General features: G+C 59.7%; 21 protein-coding genes, 1 tRNA gene and 1 pseudogene. 17 read left to right on the forward strand and 6 right to left on the reverse strand.

Annotated features, from left to right (window positions below):
* Window positions 1-85 precede the first annotated feature (85 nt).
* On the forward strand, window positions 86-1,072 hold the full coding sequence (locus tag OKW98_RS02615; RefSeq protein ID WP_265387857.1) for a HEPN domain-containing protein: 987 nt from the start codon (window positions 86-88) through the stop codon (window positions 1,070-1,072).
* 348 nt (window positions 1,073-1,420) lie between these two features.
* On the opposite strand, the gene OKW98_RS02620 is transcribed toward OKW98_RS02615, so the two are convergent.
* Both OKW98_RS02620 and OKW98_RS02630 read right to left on the reverse strand, forming a co-directional pair.
* A complete protein-coding gene (locus tag OKW98_RS02620) occupies window positions 1,421-1,645 on the reverse strand; it encodes a hypothetical protein (protein WP_265387858.1) in 225 nt (74 codons plus the stop codon).
* A gap of 362 nt (window positions 1,646-2,007) precedes the next feature.
* Window positions 2,008-2,084 (reverse strand) — tRNA-Arg (locus OKW98_RS02630).
* Window positions 2,085-2,449: 365 nt separating this feature from the next.
* On the opposite strand from OKW98_RS02630, the gene gabD reads away from it, so the two are divergent.
* From gabD to OKW98_RS02645, 3 genes are all read left to right on the forward strand, one after another.
* Window positions 2,450-3,892, forward strand: a complete 1,443-nt coding sequence (gene gabD / locus OKW98_RS02635; protein ID WP_265387859.1) for an NADP-dependent succinate-semialdehyde dehydrogenase — start codon at window positions 2,450-2,452, stop codon at window positions 3,890-3,892.
* A gap of 194 nt (window positions 3,893-4,086) precedes the next feature.
* Window positions 4,087-5,367, forward strand: a complete 1,281-nt coding sequence (gabT, locus tag OKW98_RS02640; protein WP_265387860.1) for a 4-aminobutyrate--2-oxoglutarate transaminase — start codon at window positions 4,087-4,089, stop codon at window positions 5,365-5,367.
* Between the two features lie 165 nt (window positions 5,368-5,532).
* Window positions 5,533-6,756 carry an HDOD domain-containing protein gene (locus tag OKW98_RS02645; protein WP_265387861.1) on the forward strand — a complete coding sequence of 408 codons (1,224 nt, stop codon included), beginning with the start codon at window positions 5,533-5,535 and terminating at the stop codon, window positions 6,754-6,756.
* 28 nt (window positions 6,757-6,784) lie between these two features.
* On the opposite strand, the gene OKW98_RS02650 is transcribed toward OKW98_RS02645, so the two are convergent.
* Both OKW98_RS02650 and desA read right to left on the reverse strand, forming a co-directional pair.
* Window positions 6,785-7,762 (reverse strand): GGDEF domain-containing protein, encoded by a 978-nt coding sequence (locus tag OKW98_RS02650; protein ID WP_265387862.1) that lies wholly within the window; start codon window positions 7,760-7,762, stop codon window positions 6,785-6,787.
* Window positions 7,763-7,901: 139 nt separating this feature from the next.
* Entirely contained in the window at window positions 7,902-9,086 is a 1,185-nt protein-coding gene (gene desA, locus OKW98_RS02655) for a delta-9 fatty acid desaturase DesA (protein WP_265387863.1), read from the reverse strand.
* 176 nt (window positions 9,087-9,262) lie between these two features.
* On the opposite strand from desA, the gene dibA reads away from it, so the two are divergent.
* From dibA to OKW98_RS02685, 6 genes are all read left to right on the forward strand, one after another.
* Window positions 9,263-11,185 (forward strand): phosphodiesterase DibA, encoded by a 1,923-nt coding sequence (gene dibA, locus OKW98_RS02660; RefSeq protein WP_265387864.1) that lies wholly within the window; start codon window positions 9,263-9,265, stop codon window positions 11,183-11,185.
* A 319-nt stretch (window positions 11,186-11,504) separates the two neighbouring features.
* Window positions 11,505-11,687 (forward strand): sulfur starvation response protein OscA, encoded by a 183-nt coding sequence (gene oscA / locus OKW98_RS02665; protein ID WP_065990977.1) that lies wholly within the window; start codon window positions 11,505-11,507, stop codon window positions 11,685-11,687.
* A gap of 82 nt (window positions 11,688-11,769) precedes the next feature.
* Window positions 11,770-12,780 carry a sulfate ABC transporter substrate-binding protein gene (locus OKW98_RS02670; protein WP_265387865.1) on the forward strand — a complete coding sequence of 337 codons (1,011 nt, stop codon included), beginning with the start codon at window positions 11,770-11,772 and terminating at the stop codon, window positions 12,778-12,780.
* A 212-nt stretch (window positions 12,781-12,992) separates the two neighbouring features.
* A complete protein-coding gene (gene cysT / locus OKW98_RS02675) occupies window positions 12,993-13,814 on the forward strand; it encodes a sulfate ABC transporter permease subunit CysT (protein ID WP_265387866.1) in 822 nt (273 codons plus the stop codon).
* Between the two features lie 12 nt (window positions 13,815-13,826).
* Complete coding sequence (gene cysW, locus OKW98_RS02680; protein WP_074890084.1) at window positions 13,827-14,699, forward strand: sulfate ABC transporter permease subunit CysW; 873 nt, start codon at window positions 13,827-13,829, stop codon at window positions 14,697-14,699.
* A 3-nt stretch (window positions 14,700-14,702) separates the two neighbouring features.
* Window positions 14,703-15,692: a sulfate/molybdate ABC transporter ATP-binding protein gene (locus tag OKW98_RS02685; protein ID WP_122624358.1), complete on the forward strand. Its 990-nt coding sequence runs from the start codon at window positions 14,703-14,705 to the stop codon at window positions 15,690-15,692.
* 284 nt (window positions 15,693-15,976) lie between these two features.
* Here OKW98_RS02685 and OKW98_RS02690 read toward each other — a convergent pair whose 3' ends face one another.
* Window positions 15,977-16,513, reverse strand: a complete 537-nt coding sequence (locus tag OKW98_RS02690) for a DUF962 domain-containing protein (protein WP_265387867.1) — start codon at window positions 16,511-16,513, stop codon at window positions 15,977-15,979.
* A 106-nt stretch (window positions 16,514-16,619) separates the two neighbouring features.
* Here OKW98_RS02690 and OKW98_RS02695 point away from each other — a divergent pair, with 106 nt between their 5' ends.
* Window positions 16,620-17,330, forward strand: a complete 711-nt coding sequence (locus OKW98_RS02695; protein ID WP_265387868.1) for a Crp/Fnr family transcriptional regulator — start codon at window positions 16,620-16,622, stop codon at window positions 17,328-17,330.
* Between the two features lie 12 nt (window positions 17,331-17,342).
* Here the strand turns inward: OKW98_RS02695 and OKW98_RS02700 are convergent, their stop codons facing one another.
* Window positions 17,343-18,350, reverse strand: coding sequence for an AraC family transcriptional regulator (locus OKW98_RS02700; RefSeq protein WP_265387869.1), 1,008 nt, complete (start codon window positions 18,348-18,350; stop codon window positions 17,343-17,345).
* Window positions 18,351-18,461: 111 nt separating this feature from the next.
* Here OKW98_RS02700 and OKW98_RS02705 point away from each other — a divergent pair, with 111 nt between their 5' ends.
* The 6 genes and pseudogenes from OKW98_RS02705 (at window position 18,462) to OKW98_RS02730 (ending at window position 24,457) form a co-directional block, all read left to right on the forward strand.
* Window positions 18,462-19,532: a fatty acid desaturase gene (locus OKW98_RS02705; RefSeq protein ID WP_265387870.1), complete on the forward strand. Its 1,071-nt coding sequence runs from the start codon at window positions 18,462-18,464 to the stop codon at window positions 19,530-19,532.
* Window positions 19,533-19,822: 290 nt separating this feature from the next.
* The gene (locus OKW98_RS02710; protein ID WP_265387871.1) at window positions 19,823-20,404 is read left to right on the forward strand and encodes an alpha/beta hydrolase; all 582 of its coding nucleotides are present in this window, start codon (window positions 19,823-19,825) and stop codon (window positions 20,402-20,404) included.
* A 134-nt stretch (window positions 20,405-20,538) separates the two neighbouring features.
* Window positions 20,539-21,354: pseudogene (locus tag OKW98_RS02715) on the forward strand (sigma 54-interacting transcriptional regulator); the annotation flags it as partial.
* A 217-nt stretch (window positions 21,355-21,571) separates the two neighbouring features.
* A complete protein-coding gene (locus OKW98_RS02720; protein WP_265387872.1) occupies window positions 21,572-22,360 on the forward strand; it encodes a MetQ/NlpA family ABC transporter substrate-binding protein in 789 nt (262 codons plus the stop codon).
* Between the two features lie 308 nt (window positions 22,361-22,668).
* Window positions 22,669-23,562 carry a TauD/TfdA dioxygenase family protein gene (locus OKW98_RS02725; protein WP_265387873.1) on the forward strand — a complete coding sequence of 298 codons (894 nt, stop codon included), beginning with the start codon at window positions 22,669-22,671 and terminating at the stop codon, window positions 23,560-23,562.
* Between the two features lie 13 nt (window positions 23,563-23,575).
* On the forward strand, window positions 23,576-24,457 hold the full coding sequence (locus OKW98_RS02730) for an ABC transporter ATP-binding protein (RefSeq protein ID WP_416147929.1): 882 nt from the start codon (window positions 23,576-23,578) through the stop codon (window positions 24,455-24,457).
* Window positions 24,458-24,483 lie beyond the last annotated feature (26 nt).

A 24,483-nucleotide genomic window follows, 5' to 3' on the forward strand; every position in this document is an offset into this window, starting at 1 on the left:
ACCACATAACATTAACTGCTCGGTACGCTAAGCAGTTCAAGCAAATATTCATAACTAAGCTCGCACATTCTATTCAGAGGTGCTTATGATTAGCTATTTGGTTGTGAGAATTCTGGATGACAAAAGCTTTACTCTTCCATCCACTTTAAACTTTGGCTCTGTTGAGCTTCGATCTTATTCGGCTGATACCCAATATGAAGTTGGCGCGTTTGAAAAGTCCGCAGCTGAAAACGGGCTTGACTACGAAAAGCATAAAGTATGTGCGAGGATTGCTACAATAGTGGATTGCGGGAATCCTAGCGAAGCCATACATGCTGCTGACACCAGATTCCTTGAAGTCCTTGATTTCAAGTCTATGGAGTATTCGATATCCACAATAAAGACGTCTCGAATTGGACTCATAAAAGACCTGTCATCCGGCGAAATCACGCCTATTACAAGAACGGGCTTTCAGCCATCTCTTTCGTTCGTGATGCATAATGGCAGCACACAATATGTTGATGCTACAGTTTATTTACTTGCACTCAAAAATGAGCTTTGCGACCGATATAGGCGGTCTTTACATTGGGCGAGAAATAGCAAGAATGAGACAAATCCTCAGTTGAGAATCCTATTTTTGTGGTTTGCCCTAGAGGCACTATTAAAGGCAGATGAAAACGATAATTGCGTAGAGAGCTACGTTAGGTTATTTTTAGGATTTCCAAACGGACAACAGCAATGGATAATAACGGCTTCAACTAAAACACAGTTAGAAAGCCATCCTAGATATCAATACTGGAAGAAACAGCTTATTGAGTTAGTCAAAGAAGTTCGAGATTTTCGGAACGACTCTGTCCATTCAGGATTCCGTAGCATGGACTTTACAAAAGAAAAACTTGAACTATTCAGCACGATTATGATTTGTGCTGTAGGTAGATGCCAGGCTAATGTGATGCAGGGCTTGCTAAATAATTTAGAAAGTTTAGCCGAATTTAAAGAATATGCAGTAGCTTTATTTGAGGACAATCAAAACCTCATCAACGACATCCACAACAATGTCATCTATTTTCTAGATCACCCCATGACCTACTAAAAGCGCTCTTCAGTTAGGCACTGAAGTTTGACAGTGGGCGTCAATGACTCCTGTGGTCGTGGAGGGATTGAACAATCGAAACTGGTATTTAAGATTTCACTGCAGTACAAAAAAGCCGCACGGAAGCGGCTTGAAAATGCTGAAATCGTCGCCTAAGCTTGCTTCAACTGAAACTCACGCTAATAGCGATCAGGTGCCGGCATGACGCCTCCCGAAGTGACGGCAATAATCTCGCCAAGTACAGCAGTTTGAATTGATGCTGATATATCTACAGCAGGAACGCCGCCAGCTTTGATGAGGCGCTGCAACAGCGTCGTGAACTTGCGTCAGGCATTGCCTTCACATCCCTCATGCCCACACGACGGTAAGCCGTTCTCCAGCCCGGACAGCCGCCATGCATTGAGTCTCACAGACGCTGTAAGCAGCGCAGGCCGCGGTCAGTAAAGCTTCATCTGCCACCATCTTTTCAAGACGGAGTTCAAGATCTGTGGCATTGATCCCCGGTGCGATGCTGGTCAGTTCGAACCGGGCTGCCGCCTTCGTAATTATTGATAGCTTGGCAAGCTCTTCCACAGTCGGATACCCCCCGAGGCCGAGCCAGCTTCATTTACCCGCTTGGTTCTTGTACCGGAGTTGCCGAGATGTTTGACCGTCCGACTTAACTTTCAGGTAGAGCTGTCACCGTCGAGCTCTCGATATTCGCGGGTCTCAGGTTCTATGCTCACGAGTGCAGTGTCGCAAGGTTGCTTGCGTCTAATTTCAGACCGTTTCGCAGGCCTGTATCCCCTCAGTTCTCAGATCTCCCAGGGGTAGTCCCTCGGATGCAGGGCACTAAGGTGTTATAGAGGGGAGACATGCAGAAACAACAAAGCCCGCACAGGGCGGGCTCCGTTGGGCGTTTCATAGGCATCAGCAGACAACTAGAAACATGATCTTGGTGCACCTGACGGGATTCGAACCCATGACCCCTGCCTTCGGAGGGCAGTACTCTATCCAGCTGAGCTACAGGTGCAACGCGGGCGCCATAATACTCATCTGGCCTGCACGCGTCCATGCCGATGACCCGCCGTTAACAATTTAGTGAGACCAAGCCAAGCCGTATCGGCACCCCCACATGACAACCCCATACGCATGCTCCCAGCTACGCTGATCCGAATTCATCCTCACCCCAAGCCCAGCCGTTCTTTTTTTCGAACGCACTATTGTCCTTTACCCCTGTTGTCCCTAGGATTCGTTTGAGATTTCAAACGCCCCGCCCGGCCTTTCTTCTATTCTCCAATCAGGGCCGGCGACAGTTATATCCAGCGGCGGCCTCGGTCGAGGTGCCCGCACACAACCATTCGCTCCGCCGCGCGCGGTGCTGTTCAGGAGGCCGCAATGCAGCTCAAAGACTCGAAGTTGTTCCGCCAGCAGGCGTACATCAATGGCGCCTGGGCTGATGCCGACAGTGTCCAGACCATCAAGGTCAACAACCCGTCCACCAACGAGATTCTCGGCACCGTGCCGAAGATGGGCGCTGCTGAAACCCGCCGCGCCATCGAGGCCGCTGATAAGGCGTTGCCGGCCTGGCGTGCGCTGACCGCCAAAGAGCGTGGCGCCAAGCTGCGTCGCTGGTTCGAACTGATGATTGAAAACCAGGACGACCTCGGTCGCCTGATGACCCTTGAGCAGGGCAAGCCACTGGCCGAGGCCAAAGGCGAAATCACTTACGCCGCTTCCTTTATCGAGTGGTTTTCCGAAGAGGCCAAGCGCATTTATGGCGACGTGATTCCGGGCCATCAGCCGGACAAGCGCCTGATCGTCCTCAAGCAGCCGATCGGTGTCACCGCGGCGATCACGCCGTGGAACTTCCCCGCGGCCATGATCACCCGCAAGGCCGGCCCCGCGCTGGCGGCAGGCTGCACCATGGTGCTCAAGCCTGCTTCGCAAACTCCGTATTCTGCACTGGCGCTGGCTGAACTGGCCGAGCGCGCGGGTATCCCGGCTGGCGTGTTCAGCGTGGTGACCGGCAGCGCAGGCGATATCGGCAGCGAGCTCACCAGCAACCCGATCGTGCGCAAGCTGTCGTTCACCGGCTCGACTGAGATCGGTCGCCAGTTGATGGCTGAATGCGCCCACGACATCAAGAAGGTGTCGCTGGAGCTGGGTGGCAACGCGCCGTTCATCGTGTTCGACGACGCTGACCTGGATAAGGCCGTTGAAGGCGCGATCATTTCCAAGTACCGCAACAACGGCCAAACGTGCGTGTGCGCCAATCGCATCTACGTGCAGGATGCGGTCTACGACGCTTTCGCCGAGAAGTTGCAGGTTGCCGTCGCCAAGCTGAAAGTGGGTGATGGCTTGGCCGACGGCGTGACCACCGGTCCGTTGATCGACGAAAAAGCCGTGGCCAAGGTCAAGGAACACATCGCTGACGCCTTGAGCAAAGGCGCGAAAGTGCTGAGCGGTGGCAACAGCCTGGAAGGCAACTTCTTCGAACCGACTATCCTCGTCAACGTGCCGAAAAACGCAGCCGTGGCCAAGGAAGAAACCTTCGGTCCGCTGGCACCGCTGTTCCGCTTCAAAGATGAAGCCGAAGTGATCGCCATGGCCAACGACACCGAGTTCGGGCTGGCGTCGTATTTCTACGCGCAGAACCTGAGCCGCGTGTTCCGTGTGGCTGAAGCGCTGGAGTACGGCATGGTGGGCATCAACACCGGTCTGATCTCCAACGAAGTGGCGCCGTTCGGTGGCGTCAAAGCATCCGGTCTTGGCCGTGAAGGCTCCAAGTACGGCATCGAAGATTATCTGGAAATCAAATACCTCTGCCTCAGCATCTGAACCCGCTGAGTGACAGAGTGAAGTAACTGTTCGACAACCTGCGGGACGCGAGAGCGCCGTTTCGCAGGTTTCAGTGGCACCAACCTATTGGTGGCCGGGAGGCCGCGACAGTCGATCATCGTATGCTGTCGCTGTTGACCCCCGCTGCTTGATCCTTGAACCGCGCCGCCCGATGAGCGGCGAATGAGGAAATGATGAGCAAAACTAACGCATCCCTGATGAAACGCCGCGAAGCTGCAGTCCCACGCGGCGTTGGTCAAATTCACCCGATCTTCGCTGAGTCCGCGAAGAACGCCACCGTCACCGACGTCGAAGGCAACGAGTTCATCGACTTCGCGGGCGGCATTGCGGTACTGAACACCGGTCACCTGCACCCGAAAATCATCGCGGCCGTGCAAGAGCAACTGACCAAGCTCACCCACACTTGCTTTCAGGTGCTGGCGTACGAGCCTTACGTCGAGCTGTGCGAGAAGGTCAACGCCAAGGTGCCGGGCGATTTCGCCAAGAAAACTCTGCTGGTCACCACCGGTTCCGAAGCGGTTGAAAACGCCGTCAAGATCGCCCGCGCCGCGACAGGCCGTGCGGGCGTCATCGCCTTCACCGGTGCTTACCACGGCCGCACCATGATGACCCTGGGTCTGACCGGTAAAGTCGTGCCGTACTCGGCCGGCATGGGCCTGATGCCGGGCGGTATCTTCCGCGCCATCTACCCGAACGAGCTGCACGGCGTCAGCATTGACGATTCGATCGCCAGTATCGAGCGCATCTTCAAGAACGACGCCGAGCCGAAAGACATCGCCGCGATCATCATCGAGCCGGTGCAGGGTGAGGGCGGTTTCTACGTCGCGCCGAAGGCGTTCATGGCGCGTCTGCGCGAACTGTGCGACAAGCACGGCATTCTGCTGATCGCTGACGAAGTGCAGACCGGTGCTGGCCGTACTGGCACCTTCTTCGCCATGGAACAGATGGGCGTGAGCGCCGACCTGACCACCTTCGCCAAATCCATCGCCGGTGGTTTCCCGCTGGCCGGCGTCTGCGGCAAGGCCGAATACATGGACGCCATCGCCCCGGGCGGCCTGGGCGGCACGTACGCCGGCAGCCCGGTCGCGTGTGCTGCTGCGCTGGCGGTGATGGAAGTGTTCGAAGAAGAGCATCTGCTGGATCGTTGCAAAGCCGTTGGCGAGCGTCTGGTCACTGGCCTGCGCGCCATCCAGGCCAAGTACCCGGTCATCGGCGAAGTCCGCGCGCTGGGCGCCATGATCGCCGTCGAGTGCTTCGAGAATGGCGACACCCACAAGCCGAACGCCGCTGCCGTCGCGCAAGTGATCGCAAAGGCCCGTGACAAGGGGTTGATCCTGCTGTCCTGCGGCACTTACGGCAACGTGTTGCGCGTGCTGGTCCCGTTGACCTCGCCGGACGAGCAGTTGGACAAAGGCCTGAAGATCATCGAAGAATGCTTCGCTGAAATTGCCTGACTTCATGCCGATGAGCCGCGGGCACGTTTGATAAGAATGTGACCGCTTCATCAGAAAAAACCTGCTTCGGCGGGTTTTTTCGTTTGTTGACGTCAGAAAACTTTCTTTCGATCTGTCTCCCTGCCCAGTCTTTGACTAAGGTAAAGGGACTGATGCCGGAGAGTCATGATGACCGATGTAGAGGCGCTAGCCGTTCCCCGCGTGTTGATCGCAGAAGCTGACCCTTGGGCTCGCGAGATGCTCAATGAATTGGTCCTGGATGTGCGTTGCGACGCTCAGCTGGACATCTGTTCGAACGGCCGGGAGGCCATAGAACTGATGAGCGGGTTCATCCCGGACCTGGTGATCGCCTCCCGCGAGTTGCCGGGCGTCGATGGCCTGAGTCTGCTGCGCGGGCTGCGGCAGTTGCGTCGCCAGCCGCCGGTTCGTTTCATTCTGTTGAGCAGTCGCAGCGACAGCGCCAGTGTCCGCGAGGCCGTGCAACTGGCGCCCACTGCCTACCTTACCAAACCCCTGAACATGGAAGGGCTGCGCCATCGGCTGGAAACGCTGCTGTTGCAGGACGGCGCGCAGGTTGCCTGTGCGGTGCCTGCGCTGGCGCCGGGTGTCGGGCTGGATGCGTTTCTGGAAAAGCGTCGCGAAGTGGCCGACGGCGGGCCGCTGTTCGTCGACGTGAGGGCGGCGGTGGCCAGCAGTCGCGGGGCGTCGGGTGTGGATCTGACGTTGCTGGAACAGGCGCTGACCCACGACCCCCATGTCACCGCGTTGTTGATTGCCGCCGCCAACAGCGCGTCGCACCATCAGGGCAAGCCCGTGCAGACGTTGGGGCAGGCGCTCGCCGTATTGGGCGCCACCCAAAGCGTCAATCTGGTCCAAGGTCTGGCCCTCAAACGTGGCGCGGTGCTGACGGATGCAGCGTTGTTGTTGCACGCCACCGAAATTTGGGAGGTCTCGCAACGCACCGCCGACTGCGCGCGGACGCTGGCACGCAAGCTGGATCTCGATCACCAGCGCTGTTACTGCGCGGGTTTGCTCAGGGGCCTGGGCGAACTGACGGTGTTGCGTTGTTTGCAGGACTGGTTGATCGCCGGCGGTGCGCTGGATGAGGCAACCATTCGCCGCGCGTTGGCGCAGTATTCGGCCTCGTTCGGCTCGGCGTTGCGCACGCGATGGCGGCTGCCGCTGGAGCTGCGTGAGTTGATCGCGGCGGTATATCAATACAACACCGGCGTTTTTACCCGCGAGGTGTTGGCGATGAATGTGGCGGGACAGATGGGCTCGCTCGGGCTTGAGGACCCGCTGGAGGCACTGGCGAAAAGCAAATCGGCGCGGCTGTTGAAGGTCAGCGAGTCAGATCTGGAAGGGGTGCGCAGCAAGGCGGTGGCTTAGCCGGGATGTTGATTTCAGAGGAGCAGGCTTACACCAGCACAATCTGATTCTTGCCCTGGCGCTTGGCCTGATACATCGCAGCGTCAGAACGTGCGTAGAGCGCTTCGAGGCTCTGGTCCTGCTCGCCGAGGTTGGTCAGCCCCTGGCTGGCGGTGATGCCGAAGGTTTTGTCGTTGCACTGAAAGCTCAGGCGCTGAATCTCACGCTGCAACCGCTCGGCAATCTGCGCGGCCATTTCCGGCGCACAGCCTGGGAACACGGCGGCGAACTCTTCCCCGCCAATCCGCCCGAACAGATCACCACGACGCAGCGTCTTGCGCCCGCATTCGGCAATGCGTTGCAGCACCAGATCGCCCTCTTGGTGGCCGTAGGTGTCGTTGACCAGCTTGAAATCATCCACGTCCAGCAGCAGGAACGCCATCGGCGTGCCCTGCAAGCGTGCCTGCTCGAACTCGCGTTGAGCGCACTCGAAGAAGTGCCGACGGTTGCTGCTCTGGGTGAGCACGTCGGTGGTGGCCAGGCGCTGCAGCTCGTCTTCGAGGTGCTTCTTCTCGGTGATGTCTTCGGCGATGCCGACCACGATCAGGCGCTGGCTGTGCTCGGCCTGATGGCTGACGAAGCATTTGTCACTCAGCCAGCGGACCTGGCCGTCAGCGCGAATGATGCGGTACTCGCGGTCTTCGATGGAGCCCTTTTCGAGCACTTCGCTCAGGCTGCGCTCGGCGTAGTCCAGGTCGTCGGGGTAAATGCTGTCGCGCCACTCGCTGTAGTCGGCAAGCAACAAACCGGCGGATCGGCCGAAAATGCGCTCGTAGGCGGGGCTGACATAGATCATGCGTTGCGTCTGCCAGTCGAACGCCCATAACACGGCGTTGACGCTGACCAGCAGAGAACTGAACAGCTGCTCGCGCTCGCTGAGGCGCGCGACTTCCGCCTGGGCATGCATCAGCGCCAGAAGGGTTTCTGCGGCGGCGGGAATCTCAACGTGGGGAGTCTGGTTGTCCATGAGCACTGCATCTCGGAATAAGGTGCGGCGCATGCCACAACATGTCACACAGCATAGTGCGAAGGTGTTAGTGAGATAGGAGTAATGGCACTAAGTTCCGATCGGTGCCACCCGGACGAGTGGTCACCGATCAACGGCATCAAGCGTGGGCAGGCCGCAGCGAGTAGGTTTTAAGCTGGTCGGCGAAGTCACGCAGCGACTGAATACCGCTGGCTTCGGCCTCGTGAACCCAGTCCTTGATGGCCGCCAGCATGTCATGACCATTGCTGCTGGTCTTCGCCCAGATCTGCTGCAACGCCAGTCGTTTTTCGTAGATCACTTTGAGTGCCTGACTGTGCTCCAGCATGGTCTGGATGCGCGCTTGATGCTTGTCTTCAAGCAGGCTTGGCTCGCGGGAAAGCAGGCGTTTGGCGCGGCGGAACTGATGACGTACGGAGGCATCGGCTTTCGTCAGTTCCTGGGCGACCAACGGCGCGATGACCAGCTTGCGGTACTGAGCCATGATCTGGAAACGGTTGTTGAGGATGGCCATCGCCGTGTCCATGTCCAGATGGCCCTTGCCCTCCACACGGTGCGCGATTGGCGCGACCCGCTGTACCTTCGCCAGACGCAACCAGCTGAACACCTTGATCCACGCCCAGCCCATGTCGAACTCCCAGCGCTTGACCGACAGCTTGGCCGAGTTGGGGTAGGTGTGGTGGTTGTTATGCAGCTCTTCGCCGCCGATCAAAATGCCCCAGGGCACCAGATTGGTGGCAGCGTCGCGGCATTCGAAGTTGCGATAGCCGACCGCATGGCCAAGGCCATTGACCACGCCCGCCGCCCACACCGGAATCCACATCATCTGGATCGCCCAGACGGTGATGCCGATGACGCCGAACAGCGCCAGATCGATCACGCCCATGATCGCGATGCCCAACAGGGGATAGCGCGAATACAGGTTGCGCTCGATCCAGTCCTCGGGACAGTTTTTGCCGTAGATGCGCAGGGTCTCGGGGTTCTCCGCTTCGGCGCGATAGAGCTCGGCGCCTTTGCGCAGAACAGTCGACAAACCCTTGATGACCGGGCTGTGCGGGTCATCGACGGTTTCGCATTTGGCGTGGTGCTTGCGGTGGATAGCGGTCCACTCGCGGGTGTTCTGTGCCGTGGTGAGCCACAGCCAGAAACGGAAAAAGTGTTTGAGCCCGGCGTTGAGTTCCAGGGAGCGATGCGCTGAATAGCGATGGAGATAGACCGTGACGCCGACGATGGTGATGTGTGTCATCGCCAGGGTGACTGCGACCAATTGCCAGACAGAAAGGTCGAGCAGACCGTTGTTCCACATAGGCTGAGTTGCCCTCGGTTGTAACACGTGCGATGTACGGATCCGCCTGAGCAGACCCTGAGACAGAAGCACGCATTATCACTTAGCTCACAGATAAAAACAGTGGGTCTTGTAGATAAGCGTCGCAAGATGTTTCCTGTTCTATAATTTCCTACTTTCGCAAAGTTGGTCTCTCTATGCCGAGCATTACCCGGAATGCGCTAAGCACCGCAACGTTGTACGGGGCTGTATCGATTGGGTGGTCGGCGGTCATTGACCAGGCGCTGCCGCGACTGATCGAGGACCCGACCCTGCTGGGGCGGGCGCAACAGGTCGGCAGTTATCTTTGGCTGGCCCTCAGCGCGGTGCTGATTTATCTGGCCCGCTCGCGACTGTTGTCATCCGTGGGCGTCACCGAGCTGGCGCGCCGGGACGAGGACATGCAGCGCCTGCGACTGGCGGCGGCCGTGTTCGACACCACGCGCGAAGGCGTTCTGGTCACCGATGCCTCGGGCGTGATCGTGCACGTGAACCGCGCCTTCAGCGAGATCACCGGGTATCAGCAGGATGAAGTGCTGGGTCTGCGGCCGAGCAAATTCAAATCAGGGCGCCATGGCCCCGAGTTCTACGAACGGATGTTCAAGACCATTACCAGCGCCGGGCAATGGAGCGGCGAGATCTGGAACCGCCGTAAAAGCGGCGAAATCTACCCGCAGTGGCAAAGCATTCGTCCGATCAGAGACGAGCAAGGTGGAATCACCCAGTTCGTCGCGGTGTTTTCCGACATTTCCTTGATCAAGCATTCCGAGCGCGAGCTGGCGCATCTGGCCCATTACGATCCGCTGACCGGCTTGCCCAACCGCTTGCTGTTCACTGACCGCGCCGAACAGGCGCACACCCACGCCCGTCGCAACAAGCGCACGCTGGCGCTGTTGCTCGTCGACCTGGACCACTTCAAGCACATCAACGAAAGCCTCGGCCACAATGCCGGCGACGAAGTGCTGAAAGCCGCTGCCGAGCGGCTCCAGACTCATCTGGAGAAGGGCGTCACCCTGGCGCGGCTGGGCGGCGACGAATTCGCGATTCTGCTCGAAAACGCCCAGCAGGTCGCCCAGTCGGCGGAGCTGGCGCAAAGCATTCTGGAAGGGCTGCGGGAACCTTTTCTCATCAGCGGGCAATCGCTGTTTCTGACAGCCAGCGTCGGCATCAGCATTTTCCCCCACGATGCGCTGACCGCCGAGCAGTTGTTGCGTAACGCCGACGCCGCGTTGTCACAGGCCAAGAATCAAGGCCGTGAAAGCTACGCGCTGTACACCGCCGAACTGACCGCCCACGCCCAGCGCTGTGTCGAGTTGGCGGCCGAGCTGCGACAGGCTGTCGAGGAGAACGAACTGCGGGTGGTTTACCAGCCAATCCACAACCTTCACAGCCGTGGCATCGAGGGCGTCGAGGCGCTGGTGCGCTGGCAGCATCCGGCGCGCGGCATGGTCTCGCCAGGTGAATTCATCCCCATTGCCGAGCAAAGCGGGCTCATTGCCGACATCGACAACTGGGTGCTGACCCAAGCTTGCCGGCAGATGGGCGAGTGGCTGGCGGAGGGCGTGAAGATTTCCTACGTCGCGGTCAACGTGTCCAGCCGGTTGTTCGGTCGTGGCGATCTTGATCGGCGGGTGGCCAAGGTGCTGAACGAAACCGGCCTGGCCCCGGAGTTTCTGGAGCTTGAGGTCACCGAAAGCGCGATCATGGACGACCCCGATCAAGCCATTGAGCAGATGCACCGGCTGCGGGATCTGGGTCTGAAGCTGTCCATCGACGATTTCGGCACAGGGTATTCGTCGCTGCTGCGGCTCAAGCGCATGCCGGTGCAGAAGCTGAAAATCGACCAGGGGTTTGTTGCCGGTCTGCCGCATGACGATGACGACATCGCGATCGTCAACGCCATCATCGCCCTGGCGCGGGCCATGGGCATGCGCGTGCTGGCAGAAGGCATCGAGCAGGCCAATCAGGCTTGTTTTTTGCTGAAGCACCACTGCGAACTGGGCCAGGGTTACTGGTTCGCGCGGCCCATGCCGGCGGAGCAGATCAACTGGCAGCATGCGCCGGTGTTTGTCTCTGCCTGATACGGCGGCAAGGCAAGTGATGCCTTTGTAGGCGCGGCGTCACACCTTAAACCTGGGTTGCACACCCATCCGTAGGAGCCGGCTTGCTGGCGAACGCGATGGGTCAAGCACATCATTGGCGGCTGACGCACCCGGTTCGCCAGCAAGCCGGCTCTTACGAACCAACGACCGCCTGCATACTCACTCCCCAAATGCCTTTTGGTTATATCTGCATTCTTAAATAGTCTTTTTAAGAATATCTCCACGTCTTTAATATCGCGCTCACGCCACAAGCAGCGGCCGCCCCCACGCTGCGGCACATCTTTCAAGGAGCACGAACATGAGCGCATCTCTACGTAGCGTTGACGGCCAGGACGAAGCAAGCATTTTGCGTGAAATTCAAAGCGCGCTGCGTGACCTGCGCTTCGGCGCGGTTGAAATCACGGTGCACAACGCCCAAGTGGTCCAGATCGAGCGCAAGGAAAAATTCCGTCTGCAGAACCCGAGCAACAAGCAGGGCTGAGCCACGCTCCCGCATAACGAACAGTGCCTGACCTAAAATTAGAAAAAGCCAACAACACAACATTTGTCCAGGAGCTTGATTCATGTCCATTCGTCGTTATGCGCTGGCCGCGCTCGCCAGTGCGGTGTTTGCCGGTTCTGCTGTCGCCAAGGATTTCACCCTGCTGAACGTGTCGTATGACCCTACGCGCGAGCTGTATCAGGACTACAACGCCGAATTCATCAGCTACTGGAAAAAATCCCACCCGGGCGACACCGTGAAGATCAACCAGTCCCACGGTGGCTCGGGCAAGCAGGGCCGCTCGGTGATCGACGGTTCGCCTGCCGACGTGGTGACCCTGGCGCTCGCCGGCGACATCGACGAAATCGCCAAACTGGGCAAGACCATCCCGGCGGATTGGCAGACCAAGCTGCCGGACGCCAGCACCCCGTACACCTCGACCATCGTGTTCCTGGTGCGCAAGGGCAACCCGAAGGGCATCCATGACTGGGCCGACCTGATCAAGGACGGCGTGTCGGTGATCACGCCCAACCCGAAAACCTCGGGCGGCGCGCGCTGGAATTTCCTGGCGGCTTATGGCTACGGTCTCAAATCCAATGGCGGCGACGAAGCCAAGGCCAAGGAATACATCGGCAAGCTGTTCAAACATGTGCCTGTGCTGGACACCGGTGCACGCGGCTCGACCATCACTTTCGTCAACAACGGTCAGGGTGATGTGTTGCTGGCGTGGGAAAACGAAGCGTTCCTGGCGCTGAAAGAAGACGGCGGCGCGGACAAGTTCGACATCGTCGTCCCTTCACTGTCGATTCTGGCCGAGCCTCCCGTGGCCGTCGTCGAGAAGAACGCCCAGAAGCACGGCACCACTGAAATCGCCACCGAATACCTGAAGCACCTGTACAGCAAGGAAGGTCAGGAAATCGCGGCGAAGAACTTCTATCGTCCTCGTGACAAGGAAGTGGCCGCCCAGTACGAGAAGCAGTTCCCTAAACTGAATTTGCTGACCATCGACAAAGACTTCGGCGGCTGGAAATCGGCTCAACCCAAGTTCTTCGATGACGGCGGTGTGTTCGATCAGATCTACATCCCGCAGTAGTCGCTGAACTGTGTAGGAGCGCGCTTGCCCGCGAAGGCGTCGTGTCAGTCAATGCATTTGGCACATGCAGATGGCTATCGCGAGCAAGCTCACTCCTACAGGGGATGCCGTGGCGGACAATAAAATATCTGACAGATGTTCCGCCGCGCGCCTGAATCGGAATAAATGGACCCGGACTTGTTCCGGGTAACGTGTGTAAACCAAGGACTTTTATGTCTCGACGCATATCCCCCGTCATACCCGGCTTCGGGCTGACGCTGGGTTACACATTGGTGTACCTCAGCCTGATTGTGCTGATACCGCTTGCGGTCATGTTCATCCACGCCTCCCAGCTGAGCGCCGTGCAGTTCTGGAACGTCGTCACGGCGCCTCGTGTGCTCGCAGCACTCAGGCTGAGTTTCGGCACGGCGTTCTGTGCGGCGATCATCAACGGCATCATCGGCACGCTGCTGGCCTGGGTGCTGGTGCGCTACACCTTCCCCGGTCGCAAGATCATCGATGCAATGATCGATCTGCCCTTCGCCTTACCCACCGCCGTTGCCGGTATCGCGCTGACCGCGCTGTACACGCCGACCGGTTTCATCGGCCAGTTTGCCGCCGACATGGGCATCAAGATCGCCTACAGCCCCTTCGGTATCACCCTGGCGTTGACCTTCGTCACCATGCCGTTCGTGGTCCGCACGGTTCAGCCGGTGCTGGCGGACATCCCCCGCGAAGTCGAAGAAGCCGCGGCGTGCCTTGGCGCCAAACCGCTGCAAGTGTTCCGTCACATCCTCGTGCCGGCCTTGTTGCCTGCCTGGCTGACCGGCTTTGCGCTGGCCTTCGCCCGTGGCGTGGGTGAATACGGCTCGGTGATTTTCATCGCCGGCAACATGCCGATGAAGACCGAAATCCTGCCGTTGCTGATCATGGTCAAGCTCGACCAGTACGACTACACCGGCGCCACGGCAATTGGCGTAATGATGCTGCTGGTGTCGTTCGTGCTGTTGCTGCTGATCAATCTGTTGCAGCGACGCATCGAAACCCCTAACTGAGGAGGCGCATGTATGTCTGATTCATCGCTCATTGCTGCGTCCTCCGCCAATGCTGCCCGTCGTGGCAGCGCGGTGTCGCGGCGCATTCTGATCGGCCTTGGCTGGCTGGTCTTCGCGTTCTTCCTGTTGCTGCCGTTGGTGGTGGTGATCGGCCAGGGCTTGAGTAACGGCCTCGGCGGATTCTTCGCCGCCATCCTGGAGCCGGACGCATTGTCAGCGCTCAAGCTCACCGTGTTCGCAGTGCTGATCTCGGTGCCGCTCAACGTGGTCTTCGGCGTCGCGGCGGCCTGGTGCGTGAGTAAGTACTCGTTCCGCGGCAAGGCGATTCTGGTCACCCTGATCGACCTGCCGTTCTCGGTCTCGCCGGTCATCGCCGGTCTGATCTACGTGCTGATGTTCGGCGCCCGCGGCGTATTCGGCCCCTGGCTGCAGGACCACGACATCCAGATCGTCTTCGCCCTGCCGGGCATCGTACTGGCGACCATCTTCGTCACGGTGCCGTTCGTGGCCCGCGAGCTGATCCCGCTGATGCAGGAGCAGGGCACGCAGGAAGAGGAAGCCGCGCGTCTGCTCGGTGCCAATGGCTGGCAGATGTTCTGGCACGTGACCGTCCCCAACATCAAGTGGGGCCTGATCTACGGCGTGGTGCTGTGTACCGCGCGGGCCATGGGTGAGTTCGGTGCGGTGTCGGTGGTGTCGGGCCACATTCGCGGCGTGACCAACACCCTGCCGCTGCATGTCGAGATTCTCTACAACGAGTACAACCACGTGGCTGCGTTTGCCGTGGCGAGCCTGTTATTGATCCTTGCGCTGTTCATCCTGCTGCTCAAGCAGTGGAGCGAAGCGCGCATTAGCCGTCTGCGTAAAAACGCGGCGGAGGAATAATTCATGTCGATCGAAGTCCGTAACGTCAGCAAGAATTTCAACGCCTTCAAAGCCCTCGACGGCATCAGTCTGGATATCCAGAGTGGCGAGCTCGTGGCGCTGTTGGGCCCGTCCGGCTGTGGCAAGACCACGCTGCTGCGCATCATTGCCGGGCTGGAAACGCCGGACAAAGGCAGCATTGTCTTCCACGGCGAGGATGTCTCCGGCCACGACGTGCGCGATCGCAACGTCGGGTTCGTGTTCCAGCATTACGCGCTGTTTCGCCACATGACCGTGTTCGACAACGTCGCCTTCGGCCTGCGCATGAAGCCAAAAAACCAGCGCCCGAACGAGAGCCAGATCGCCGTCAAAGTGCACGAGCTGCTGAACATGGTGCAGCTGGACTGGCTGTCGGATCGCTATCCGGAACAACTGTCGGGCGGTCAGCGTCAGCGGATTGCCCTGGCCCGGGCCTTGGCGGTGGAGCCCAAAGTTTTGCTGCTGGACGAGCCGTTCGGCGCGCTGGATGCCAAGGTGCGCAAGGAGCTGCGTCGCTGGCTGGCGCGGTTGCACGAAGACATCAACCTGACCTCGGTATTCGTGACCCACGACCAGGAAGAGGCGATGGAAGTCGCGGACCGCATCGTGGTGATGAACAAGGGCGTGATCGAGCAGATCGGCTCGCCCGGCGATGTCTACGAGAACCCGGCGAGCGATTTCGTGTATCACTTTCTGGGGGACTCGAACCGCCTGCACCTGGGCGATGACAACCACGTGTTGTTCCGCCCGCACGAGGTGTCGTTGTCACGGCATGAAGTGGAAGGGCACCACGCGGCGGAAGTGCGGGACATCCGCCCGTTGGGCGCAACGACGCGGGTGACGCTGAAGGTCGAAGGGCAACCGGAGCTGATCGAAGCCGAAGTGGTGAAAGACCACGACAGCCTGACCGGACTGGCGCGGGGCGAGACGTTGTTCTTCAAGCCGAAGGTCTGGCAGAAGCGGGAGAGCATTTAACCGGTCACAGGCTCACACCGGACTTTGTAGGAGCGCGCTTGCCCGCGAAAGCGGTGGATCAGTCCACGCATCACTGACTGACATAATGCATTCGCGGGCAAGGTGGAGCGCCACCCCGGTCACTCCTACAGGTTCGTGCGGTGTCTCACAATCCGGGCCGGACGCAAAGCTACTGTAGGAGCAATCGGAGGTTACGACGGTCGCGAAGGCGGTGGGTCAGTGACATCCAAGTCGGCTGACCCCAGGCATTCGCGGGCAACCGCTCTCCCACAGTGACGCGAGCTCTAGACCGCAGCCTTTTTCAGATCCCGCCGGTGCGTCTTGCCCACCCGCGCCTCGATGGCGTGCTGCAACTTCTTTCTCATTCCCAGCAAAAAAGCCGCTTCGGCGACGACAAACAGCGGGCCGATGATCAGGCCTGTGAGGTCGTCGACAAACGCCGGCTTGCGGCCTTCGTAATAATGGCCCACAAACTGAATCACCCAACCGAGTACGAACAACCCGACGCCCGCGCTGAGCCATACCATGGTGGTTTGTTGCGCCAGGTTTGCGCCCAGCCACAGGCACAGCGCGAGCAGGACGCCCATCAGCACGCCGAAGAAGGCATCCAGCCGCAGGTAGAACAACGTCGCGGCCAAGCTCACCAGCAAGGCCGGCGACACCCAGATCCCGCCGAGGGACCAACTGGTCCAGCCGGGGCGTGACAACAGCACGGCCACCGCGATCACGATCAGGGGAATGCCGACGAAGTGGGTAACGATATTGCGGGTGTCGCGATGGTAGGCCGCGTACTGACTGAGGTGATCGACGAGGTTTTTCATTGTTATTCCTCTATGGATACGTGGATCATGCCGCTGATTTTTTTCGGCTAAGCCCGCTGGACGGCTCAGCCTGCTACAAAACGCCGGTTATCAAAAGGAGATTCACATGACGAATGGAACCCAATGGCGCTCATGGTTTATCAACGACCGATGGTTCCGCGATCTGCCTGCGTTGTTGCAGGATAGCTTGCTGATCGGCATGCGGCAGCGCCGGGTGACGCCCGGCAAATCGATCTTCCAGCGCGGCGATCCGGCGCCTGGCCTGTACGCCTTGCTCACGGGCTCGTTACGCATCAATCCCCTCAAGCCGCAGCAAACCGACATGCCCCCGGCAGAAAGCTATCGGCCGTTCTGGTTTGGCGAAGCCTTGTTGTTCGACGACCTGCCCGCGACCCACGATGTCTTCGCCCAGGACGCGGTCATTCTTCTGCACATGCCCCACGCGCCACTCAAGCAACTGCTGACTGAACACCCAGCCTTTTGGCGGCATTTCCGCGAGTTGCTCGGGCGCAAGCTCGGGCTCGCCGTGCCTGCCATTGAAGACATCACCCTGATGCCCACTGTAGAGCGCGTGGCGTTTCGGCTGCTGATGCTGGCCGAAGCCTATGGCGAGATGGATCGCTCCGTGCGCAGCGTGCCCCTTGCAGACATGGCGTCGAATCGCTGCCTTGGGCTGAGCGCTGAGGTGGTCGAGCGGGTGCTGGGAGAATTTGCCGAACGGCAGATCGTGCGCCGCCATCACGATCAGATCTGCGTGCTGGACGTCGAGTGGCTGCGCGAGGCAGCCCTTCATCGCCTGACCGGCGCAGGCGGGTGAGGGCGCCGCCGGTCAGTGGTTCAAACCTTCGCGATACTGGCTGGGCGTCATGCCGGTCCAGCGCTTGAACGCCCGGCTGAAGCTGCTGGTGTCGGCGAAGCCAAGCAGGTAGGCGACTTCACTGAGCGAGCAACCGGGGTCACGCATATGCTGCAGCGCCAGATTCTGCCGGCACTGATTGAGCAGCAAATCGTAGCGGCAACCCTCGTCGGCCAGGTGGCGCTGAAGGCTGCGCAGGCTCAGGTGCAGCGTGTGGGCAATGTGCTCGGCGGACGGCTCGCCCTCCGGCAATTGAGTTTCGATGGCGCCCCGTACCTTGCGCTCCCAGGTCAGTGCACTGAGTTGCTCGAGGGTGCGGTTGAGCACAGCCTCGTTGTGCACGGCCAGCTCCGGATTACCATCGTCCAGGTGCCTGTCGAAATCCTCGCAGGCAAAACTCAGCAGATTCTCCGCCGCGCCGAAGAACAGCGGCGCCCGGAAGACGTCATGCCATGGCTGCGGGTCTTCCGGTTGCGGCCGCATCAGGTGAACGGCCAGCGGCGCGTAATGACGCCCCAGACGGTTGCGGCAGGTGCGCACATAGATTGCGGCGAAGGCGTCCATGGCCTCATTGGCCGGCATCGGACTGCCGTCGGGCACGCGGAAACGAAACTCGTAACGCTCGTCCACACGTTCAAAGCTCATGACCAGCGCGTCGCTCACCACCGGGTGATAACGCACGATGCGCTCGAAGACCTCACGCAACGAGCCGCTGGCGACCAGGGCGTAACCCAGCGCGTGAAAGGTCGTCGGGCTGACGAAACGTGACACCCGCAAGCCCAGCGCCGGATCGCCACTGGCCTGCACCGCGAGCTCCCAGAAACGGGTGGTCACCGTCACCGGGTATCGCGCGTTGGGATCATCCATCAGCTGCGGATCCAGACCCGCAGCCCGGCTCAGTGCGAGGCTGTCGAGGCCGAGGGCATCGAGTTGCTTGCGCAAGGCGCGGGTCCAGCTGGCGAGGATGCTCGGCTCAGGCATACAGGTTGGCGCTTCCGGTCTACAGATTGGCGTTCACGGTCAGGCAGCGTCCCTTCTGACGCGGCACAGTGGTGCCACGTTTTTTTCATCCTGAAACCGGAGAATGGAAGCATGCACGACACTTCTGCAAGTGCTGCCGGACTGAATGCACAACAACGATCAGCGCATATTCGTGCGGTGGTTTCCGCCCACGGCGCCGCGCTGCGTGAGCGCTATCCGCTGCTACGGCATCAGGACGCCATCGGCGCCGGCATCCTGTTCTGCGCACTGGCCGGCATGATCGGCAGCGCGGCCCTCTATCTCGGGGGTTATCTGGCGTGGTGGGTGTGTATGCTGCTGAATGCGTTCTTCGCGTCGCTGACCCACGAGCTTGAACACGACCTGATCCACAGCATGTATTTCCGCAAACGGCGCGTGCCCCATAACCTCATGTTGGCACTGGTCTGGATGGCGCGGCCGAGCACGATCAATCCCTGGATTCGTCGGCATCTGCACCTCAATCATCACAAGGTCTCCGGCACCGAGGCGGATATGGAAGAGCGCGCCATCACCAATGGCGAGCCGTGGGGTCTGGCGCGGCTGCTGATGGTGGGCGATAACGTCATGTCGTCGCTGATCCGCATGCTACGGGCGAAAACCTGGGCGCATAAATTCAGCATCCTCAAGCGCACCCTGCGCGTCTATGCGCCGCTGGCGCTGTTGAATTGGGGCGCGTGGTACGTGTTTCTTGGCTTTCATGCTGCCAATGGCATTGCCGGTCAGATGGGCAGCCCGATTGATTGGTCGGCGAACACGCTGGCGGTCATGCACGTCATCGACATCGCTGTCGTGGTACTGGTCGGCCCGAACGTGCTGCGTACCTTCTGCCTGCATTTCGTCAGTTCGAACATGCACTACTACGGCGACGTCGAGATGGGCAATGTCATGCAGCAGACCCAAGTGCTCAACCCGTGGTGGATGTGGCCGCTGCAGGCGTTCTGCTTCAACTTTGGCAGCACCCATGGCATTCATCACTTCGTGGTGAAGGAGCCGTTCTACATCCGCCAGATGACGGCGTCCGTTGCGCACAAGGTGATGGCCGAGATGGGGGTGCGCTTCAATGATTTCGGCACCTTCAGGCGGGCTAACCGGTTTGAACGGGCTACCGAAAACCACACGGCGCTCAAGACTGCGCGCGGTTGATACCTGCCTGCCCACTGCGCCAATGACGGCGGCTTTCAGAAATTTTTCCGGATAAAGATTTCTGTAACAACCGGTCCTTAATCTCTGCTCATCCCCGGCGAGCTGGGGGCAGACAGCGTGATTCTCAGGGTCACCCCTTTAAGGCAGGGGGTGGCCCTCTTTTTTGCGACATCCCCGAAGCTTCGGCATATATTTTCGAGCTATTAATAAATAGCTTCTTATTCTTTTTCGAATATATGTCCGGTCCCTATACTCGCCCCCATGAACGCAACATGCAGGAGGCGAAGGCCATGCATCACGAATCGATCCGTTACCTGATCGTGCCAGGCTGGCAAGGATCTGCCGACGACCATTGGCAAACCCATTGGCACAACAGTCTGCCCAACAGCGTGCGTGTGGAGCAGGCCGACTGGCTCAAGCCGCGCCGCGAAGATTGGGTGGGTGAGCTGCAACGTGCTATCGCCTCCGACAGCACACCGGTGATTCTCATCGCCCACAGCCTGGGTTGCGTCACCGTCGCCCATTGGGCGCAGCTGGCGCCACTGGCGAGTCTGCGTCAGGTGCGCGGGGCCTTGTTGGTGGCCCCCGCTGACGTCGAACGCCCCAATTGCCCGCCGGCGATCCGTAATTTCGCGCCGATTCCCGAGCACCTGCTGCCGTTCCCGACCCAAGTGGTCAGTTCGGACAACGATTCAGCCGTCAGCGCGTTGCGCGCGATGGAAATGGCCCGCAACTGGGGCGCCGAAATCGGCATCCTCAGCGGCGCTGGCCATATCAACGTGAAGTCCGGCCATCAGCGCTGGGAACAGGGTTTCGCTTACCTGTACCGGCTGCAAGGGCGTATCGAGCAATTCAACCGCCGCCGCGCATGACCACCGCATTCGCAACGGTCGTTGCGCCTGAGCCCACTTTTCTCACGATCATTTTCGCCGCAGTGAACCGACAGGCGCTGCGGCCTTTTTTTTAAAACGCTCGGGTCACTGGATGGCCGGGGCGGGAGCCTGCCATGAGCCTTTCCGACGTTTCGAGCCACCCGCTGTTGACCTTTCCTGATGCTGAAAAAAGCCCGCTGAGCATCCGCGCCAAGGCCTTGGTGTTCATCGATCCACGATCGCGGCAGTTGCGCGAAGAGATGGAGCTGCTGGCGCCGCTGGACTTGCCGGTACTGATCCGCGGCGAATCCGGCACAGGCAAGGAATTGCTCGCGCGTCATATCCACCGTGGCAGCGACCGGGCCGGGTTGTTCGTGTCGGTCAACTGCGGCGCCATCAGCTCGACATACGCCGACGCCGAACTGTTCGGCTACGCCGCCGGCGCCCACAGCGGTTCTGCCAGCAGTCGGGCCGGCTGGTTTGGCTCGGCAACCGGCGGCACGTTGTACCTGGATGAGATCGCCGACCTGCCGATGGCGATTCAAATCAAGTTGCTGGCGGCGCTGGAAAACCACGAAGTCACCCGCGTCGGCGCCACGCAGCCCAGCCAGGTCGACGTCAGGCTGGTCGCAGCGACCAGCATCGACCTGCGCCTGTCGGTCGCCGCCGGCAAATTCCACGAGCGGCTTTATCGCTACTTGAACGAAGGGCGTCTCGACCTGCCGGCGTTGCGCGAGCAGCCCGGCAACATCCTGCCGTTGGCCGAGTACTTCCTGGGGGTCTACAGCCAGCGCTTTGATTTCCAGATGCCGCTGATCAGCGAGGACGCGCAGCGCGTGCTTGAAGCCCATTACTGGCCGGGCAATACGCGGGAGCTGGAGAACGTCATTCACTTCGCGCTGCTGGTCAGCAGCGGCGCGGAGATCCTGTCCGAGCACCTGAATCTGCCGGTTCGCTGAGGGCTCTGGGTCTCATGCATCGGATAGCCAGATGGCAAAATGCTTACTGAGAACCAAAAAGCATAACCATCCGACTAAAAAGTATTGTCTCGGAATAAAAAATCTCGGTACTGTCCGCATCAGCCGCCACCCTGCCAAGGGTCGATCCCGCGGCAGACCGAAGGCACAGTCGCCCATGAGGCGACCCGATTTCTATTAAGGACATCGCATGAAGAAGACGTTTTTGTTCACCGCACTGGCGGCTGCTCTCTCCCTGGGCATCAGCGCTGCACAAGCTGCCGAGAAGCTTGTCGTGGGCGCCACCGCTGTTCCGCACGCCGAGATCCTTGAGCTGATCAAGCCTGAGCTGGCCAAAGAAGGCGTGGACCTGCAGATCAAGGTCTTCACTGACTACGTGCAGCCGAACGTGCAACTGAACGAGAAGCGTCTGGACGCCAACTACTTCCAGACCAAGCCTTACCTGGACGGCTTCAACAAAGGCAAGGGCGCTACCCTGGTGACCGGCGTCGGCGTACACGTCGAACCGTTCGGCGGCTACTCGAAGAAGTGGAAGTCGCTCGCCGAGCTGCCTGACGGCGCAACCGTTGCCATCCCCAACGAAGGCAGCAACGCCGGTCGTGCCCTGCTGCTTTTGCAGAAGAACGGCCTGATCACCCTGAAAGATCCGACCGACGCCTTGGCTACGCCGAAAGACATCGCCACCAACCCTAAACACCTGAAGTTCCGCGAACTGGAATCGGCGCTGCTGCCGCGCGCGCTGGATCAGGTTGACCTGGATCTGATCAACACCAACTACGCGCTGGAAGCCAAGCTCAGCCCTAAAAAGGACGCGCTGATTCTGGAAGGTGCCGACTCGCCGTACGTGAACTACCTGGTGACCCGTACCGACAACGCCCACACCGACGCGATCGAGAAGCTGTCCAAAGCGCTGACCAGCCAGCAAGTCAAAGACTTCATCAACAAGAAGTACGACGGCGCAGTTATCCCGGCGTTCTGATGAAGGCCTGAATGCGCGATTGCAGCGCGTTCATGTGTACAAAACGCGCTTGTCCGATGTTGGTTCATCTGTCTGCTGACTTGTTGTCATCGGGTGCACGGAATCGCAGCGGGTAAGCGCGTTTTGCGTTTGAAGCTTAAAGATCCGTCAATGTTTCCGGGCCTGCGGCCGCGCTGATGACGATGATGGCCGACGGCTGTCCCTAGGTCGTTCGGCGCTATGCATATGCTCTATCGATATTTAAAATTCCGTTCTTATAGCTTTAAAGTCCTCCCTCCTTAGCCACACCTCTTGGAGTCGGAGTTCTCATGCCAGCAGCCTCCCACGCTTCGTCCGTGCAAGCGCCCGGTCAGCCGTTCGATGTGCGTCCATTCGCCGAAAAGGTGGGCGCGGAAATTGTCGGTCTGGATCTGTCCCGCCCGCTCAACGACACTGATTTTGCCCGCGTGCATCAAGCGCATCTGGATTACCACGTGGTCGTTTTTCGCGATCAGCACATTACCCCGCAGCAGCAGATCGATTTCAGCCGCCGTTTTGGCGTCCTGCAGATTCACGTGCTCAAGCAGTTCCTGCTCACCCATCATCCCGAGATTTTGATCGTCTCCAACATCGTCGAGAACGGTCAGCCGGTCGGGCTGGGCGATGCCGGCAAATACTGGCACTCGGACCTGTCCTACAAAGAGCTGCCGAGCCTGGGCTCGATGCTCTACGCCCAGGAACTGCCGAGCGAAGGCGGCGACACGTTGTTCGCCGACATGCACCTGGCCTGGGAGACGTTGCCCGAGCATCTGCGCAAGGCCGTCGAGGGGCGCAACGCCGCGCACAGTTACACCTCGCGTTACAGCCATGGGCATAACGCCGATAACTGGCGCCCGACCCTCAGCGCTGAACAGCTGGCACAGGTCGCGGTGGTCAGCCATCCGATCGTGCGCACCCACCCGGAAAACGGGCGTAAGGCGCTGTTCGTCAGCGAAGGCTTCACGACCCATATCGTTGGCCTGCCGGACGATGAGAGCCAGGCGATTCTGACTGAGCTGTACGCCCACAGCGTTCGCCCGGAAGGTGTTTACCGCCACAAGTGGCAGGAGAACGACATGGTGTTCTGGGACAACCGTTCGCTGATTCATCTGGCCGGCGGCACGCCCGATCACCTGCGCCGTCGCTTGCACCGCACCACCATTCAGGGCGATGCGCCGTTCTGATCAGGAGAGCTCCATGAATGCCGCTCTGCAAAGCCACACGGCTAGCGATCGCTTGAACGCGCAACAGGTCAATCAGCCCACCGCTGAAGCGCTGCTGCAAGTAAAGGGCGTCAGCCTTGAATACCGCACGCCCGAACGCGTAGTGCGGGCCACCCATCAAGTCAGCTTTGAAATTGATCCTGCTGATCGTTTTGTTCTGCTCGGCCCGTCGGGCTGCGGCAAGTCAACGCTGCTCAAGGCCGTGGCCGGGTTTATCCGGCCCAGCGAAGGGCAGATTCGTCTGGCCGGACAGCAGGTCACGGAACCGGGGCCTGACCGGATTGTGGTGTTTCAGGAATTCGACCAGTTGCCGCCGTGGAAGACGGTGATTCAGAACGTCATGTTTCCGCTGCTGGCCTCGCGCACCTTCAAGCGTCGTGAAGCCGAGGAGCGTGCGCGGTATTACCTGGAGAAGGTCGGCCTGAGCGCCTTCGCCGATGCCTATCCGCACACGTTGTCCGGCGGCATGAAGGCGCGCGTGGCGATTGCCCGGGCGCTGGCGATGCAGCCGAAAATCCTGCTGATGGACGAGCCCTTCGCCGCGCTTGATGCGCTGACCCGCCGCAAGATGCAGGAAGAGTTGCTGGAGCTGTGGGAAGAGGTGCGCTTCACCCTGCTGTTCGTGACCCACTCCATCGAAGAAGCACTGGTGGTGGGCAACCGGATTCTGCTGCTGTCGCCCCATCCGGGCCGCGTGCGCGCCGAGATCAACAGCCATCAGTACACCCTGAAAAGCCTCGGCGGCGTTGAGTTTCAAGCGTCTGCGCAGCGAATTCACCGGCTGCTGTTCGACGAAGGCGAAGCGCCTGCGGTCGAGCCGGATCTGCGGTTTCAGGATGTTCGTATTGCCTATTAACATGCACATCCCCTTGTAGGAGCGCG

This window comes from Pseudomonas sp. KU26590 (assembly GCF_026153515.1).
GTDB lineage: Bacteria > Pseudomonadota > Gammaproteobacteria > Pseudomonadales > Pseudomonadaceae > Aquipseudomonas.

Coding starts and splice junctions, on each gene's coding strand:
- OKW98_RS02615 (WP_265387857.1), top strand. CDS start 86: ATGATTAGCTATTTGGTTGTGAGAATTCTGGATGACAAAAGCTTTACT.
- cysT (WP_265387866.1), top strand. CDS start 12,993: ATGTCTCGACGCATATCCCCCGTCATACCCGGCTTCGGGCTGACGCTG.
- OKW98_RS02710 (WP_265387871.1), top strand. CDS start 19,823: ATGCATCACGAATCGATCCGTTACCTGATCGTGCCAGGCTGGCAAGGA.
- dibA (WP_265387864.1), top strand. CDS start 9,263: ATGCCGAGCATTACCCGGAATGCGCTAAGCACCGCAACGTTGTACGGG.
- OKW98_RS02705 (WP_265387870.1), top strand. CDS start 18,462: ATGCACGACACTTCTGCAAGTGCTGCCGGACTGAATGCACAACAACGA.
- desA (WP_265387863.1), bottom strand. CDS start 9,086: ATGTGGAACAACGGTCTGCTCGACCTTTCTGTCTGGCAATTGGTCGCA.
- OKW98_RS02695 (WP_265387868.1), top strand. CDS start 16,620: ATGACGAATGGAACCCAATGGCGCTCATGGTTTATCAACGACCGATGG.
- OKW98_RS02650 (WP_265387862.1), bottom strand. CDS start 7,762: ATGGACAACCAGACTCCCCACGTTGAGATTCCCGCCGCCGCAGAAACC.
- cysW (WP_074890084.1), top strand. CDS start 13,827: ATGTCTGATTCATCGCTCATTGCTGCGTCCTCCGCCAATGCTGCCCGT.
- OKW98_RS02685 (WP_122624358.1), top strand. CDS start 14,703: ATGTCGATCGAAGTCCGTAACGTCAGCAAGAATTTCAACGCCTTCAAA.
- OKW98_RS02645 (WP_265387861.1), top strand. CDS start 5,533: ATGATGACCGATGTAGAGGCGCTAGCCGTTCCCCGCGTGTTGATCGCA.
- OKW98_RS02690 (WP_265387867.1), bottom strand. CDS start 16,513: ATGAAAAACCTCGTCGATCACCTCAGTCAGTACGCGGCCTACCATCGC.
- OKW98_RS02670 (WP_265387865.1), top strand. CDS start 11,770: ATGTCCATTCGTCGTTATGCGCTGGCCGCGCTCGCCAGTGCGGTGTTT.
- OKW98_RS02730 (WP_416147929.1), top strand. CDS start 23,576: ATGAATGCCGCTCTGCAAAGCCACACGGCTAGCGATCGCTTGAACGCG.
- oscA (WP_065990977.1), top strand. CDS start 11,505: ATGAGCGCATCTCTACGTAGCGTTGACGGCCAGGACGAAGCAAGCATT.
- gabD (WP_265387859.1), top strand. CDS start 2,450: ATGCAGCTCAAAGACTCGAAGTTGTTCCGCCAGCAGGCGTACATCAAT.
- OKW98_RS02700 (WP_265387869.1), bottom strand. CDS start 18,350: ATGCCTGAGCCGAGCATCCTCGCCAGCTGGACCCGCGCCTTGCGCAAG.
- gabT (WP_265387860.1), top strand. CDS start 4,087: ATGAGCAAAACTAACGCATCCCTGATGAAACGCCGCGAAGCTGCAGTC.
- OKW98_RS02725 (WP_265387873.1), top strand. CDS start 22,669: ATGCCAGCAGCCTCCCACGCTTCGTCCGTGCAAGCGCCCGGTCAGCCG.
- OKW98_RS02720 (WP_265387872.1), top strand. CDS start 21,572: ATGAAGAAGACGTTTTTGTTCACCGCACTGGCGGCTGCTCTCTCCCTG.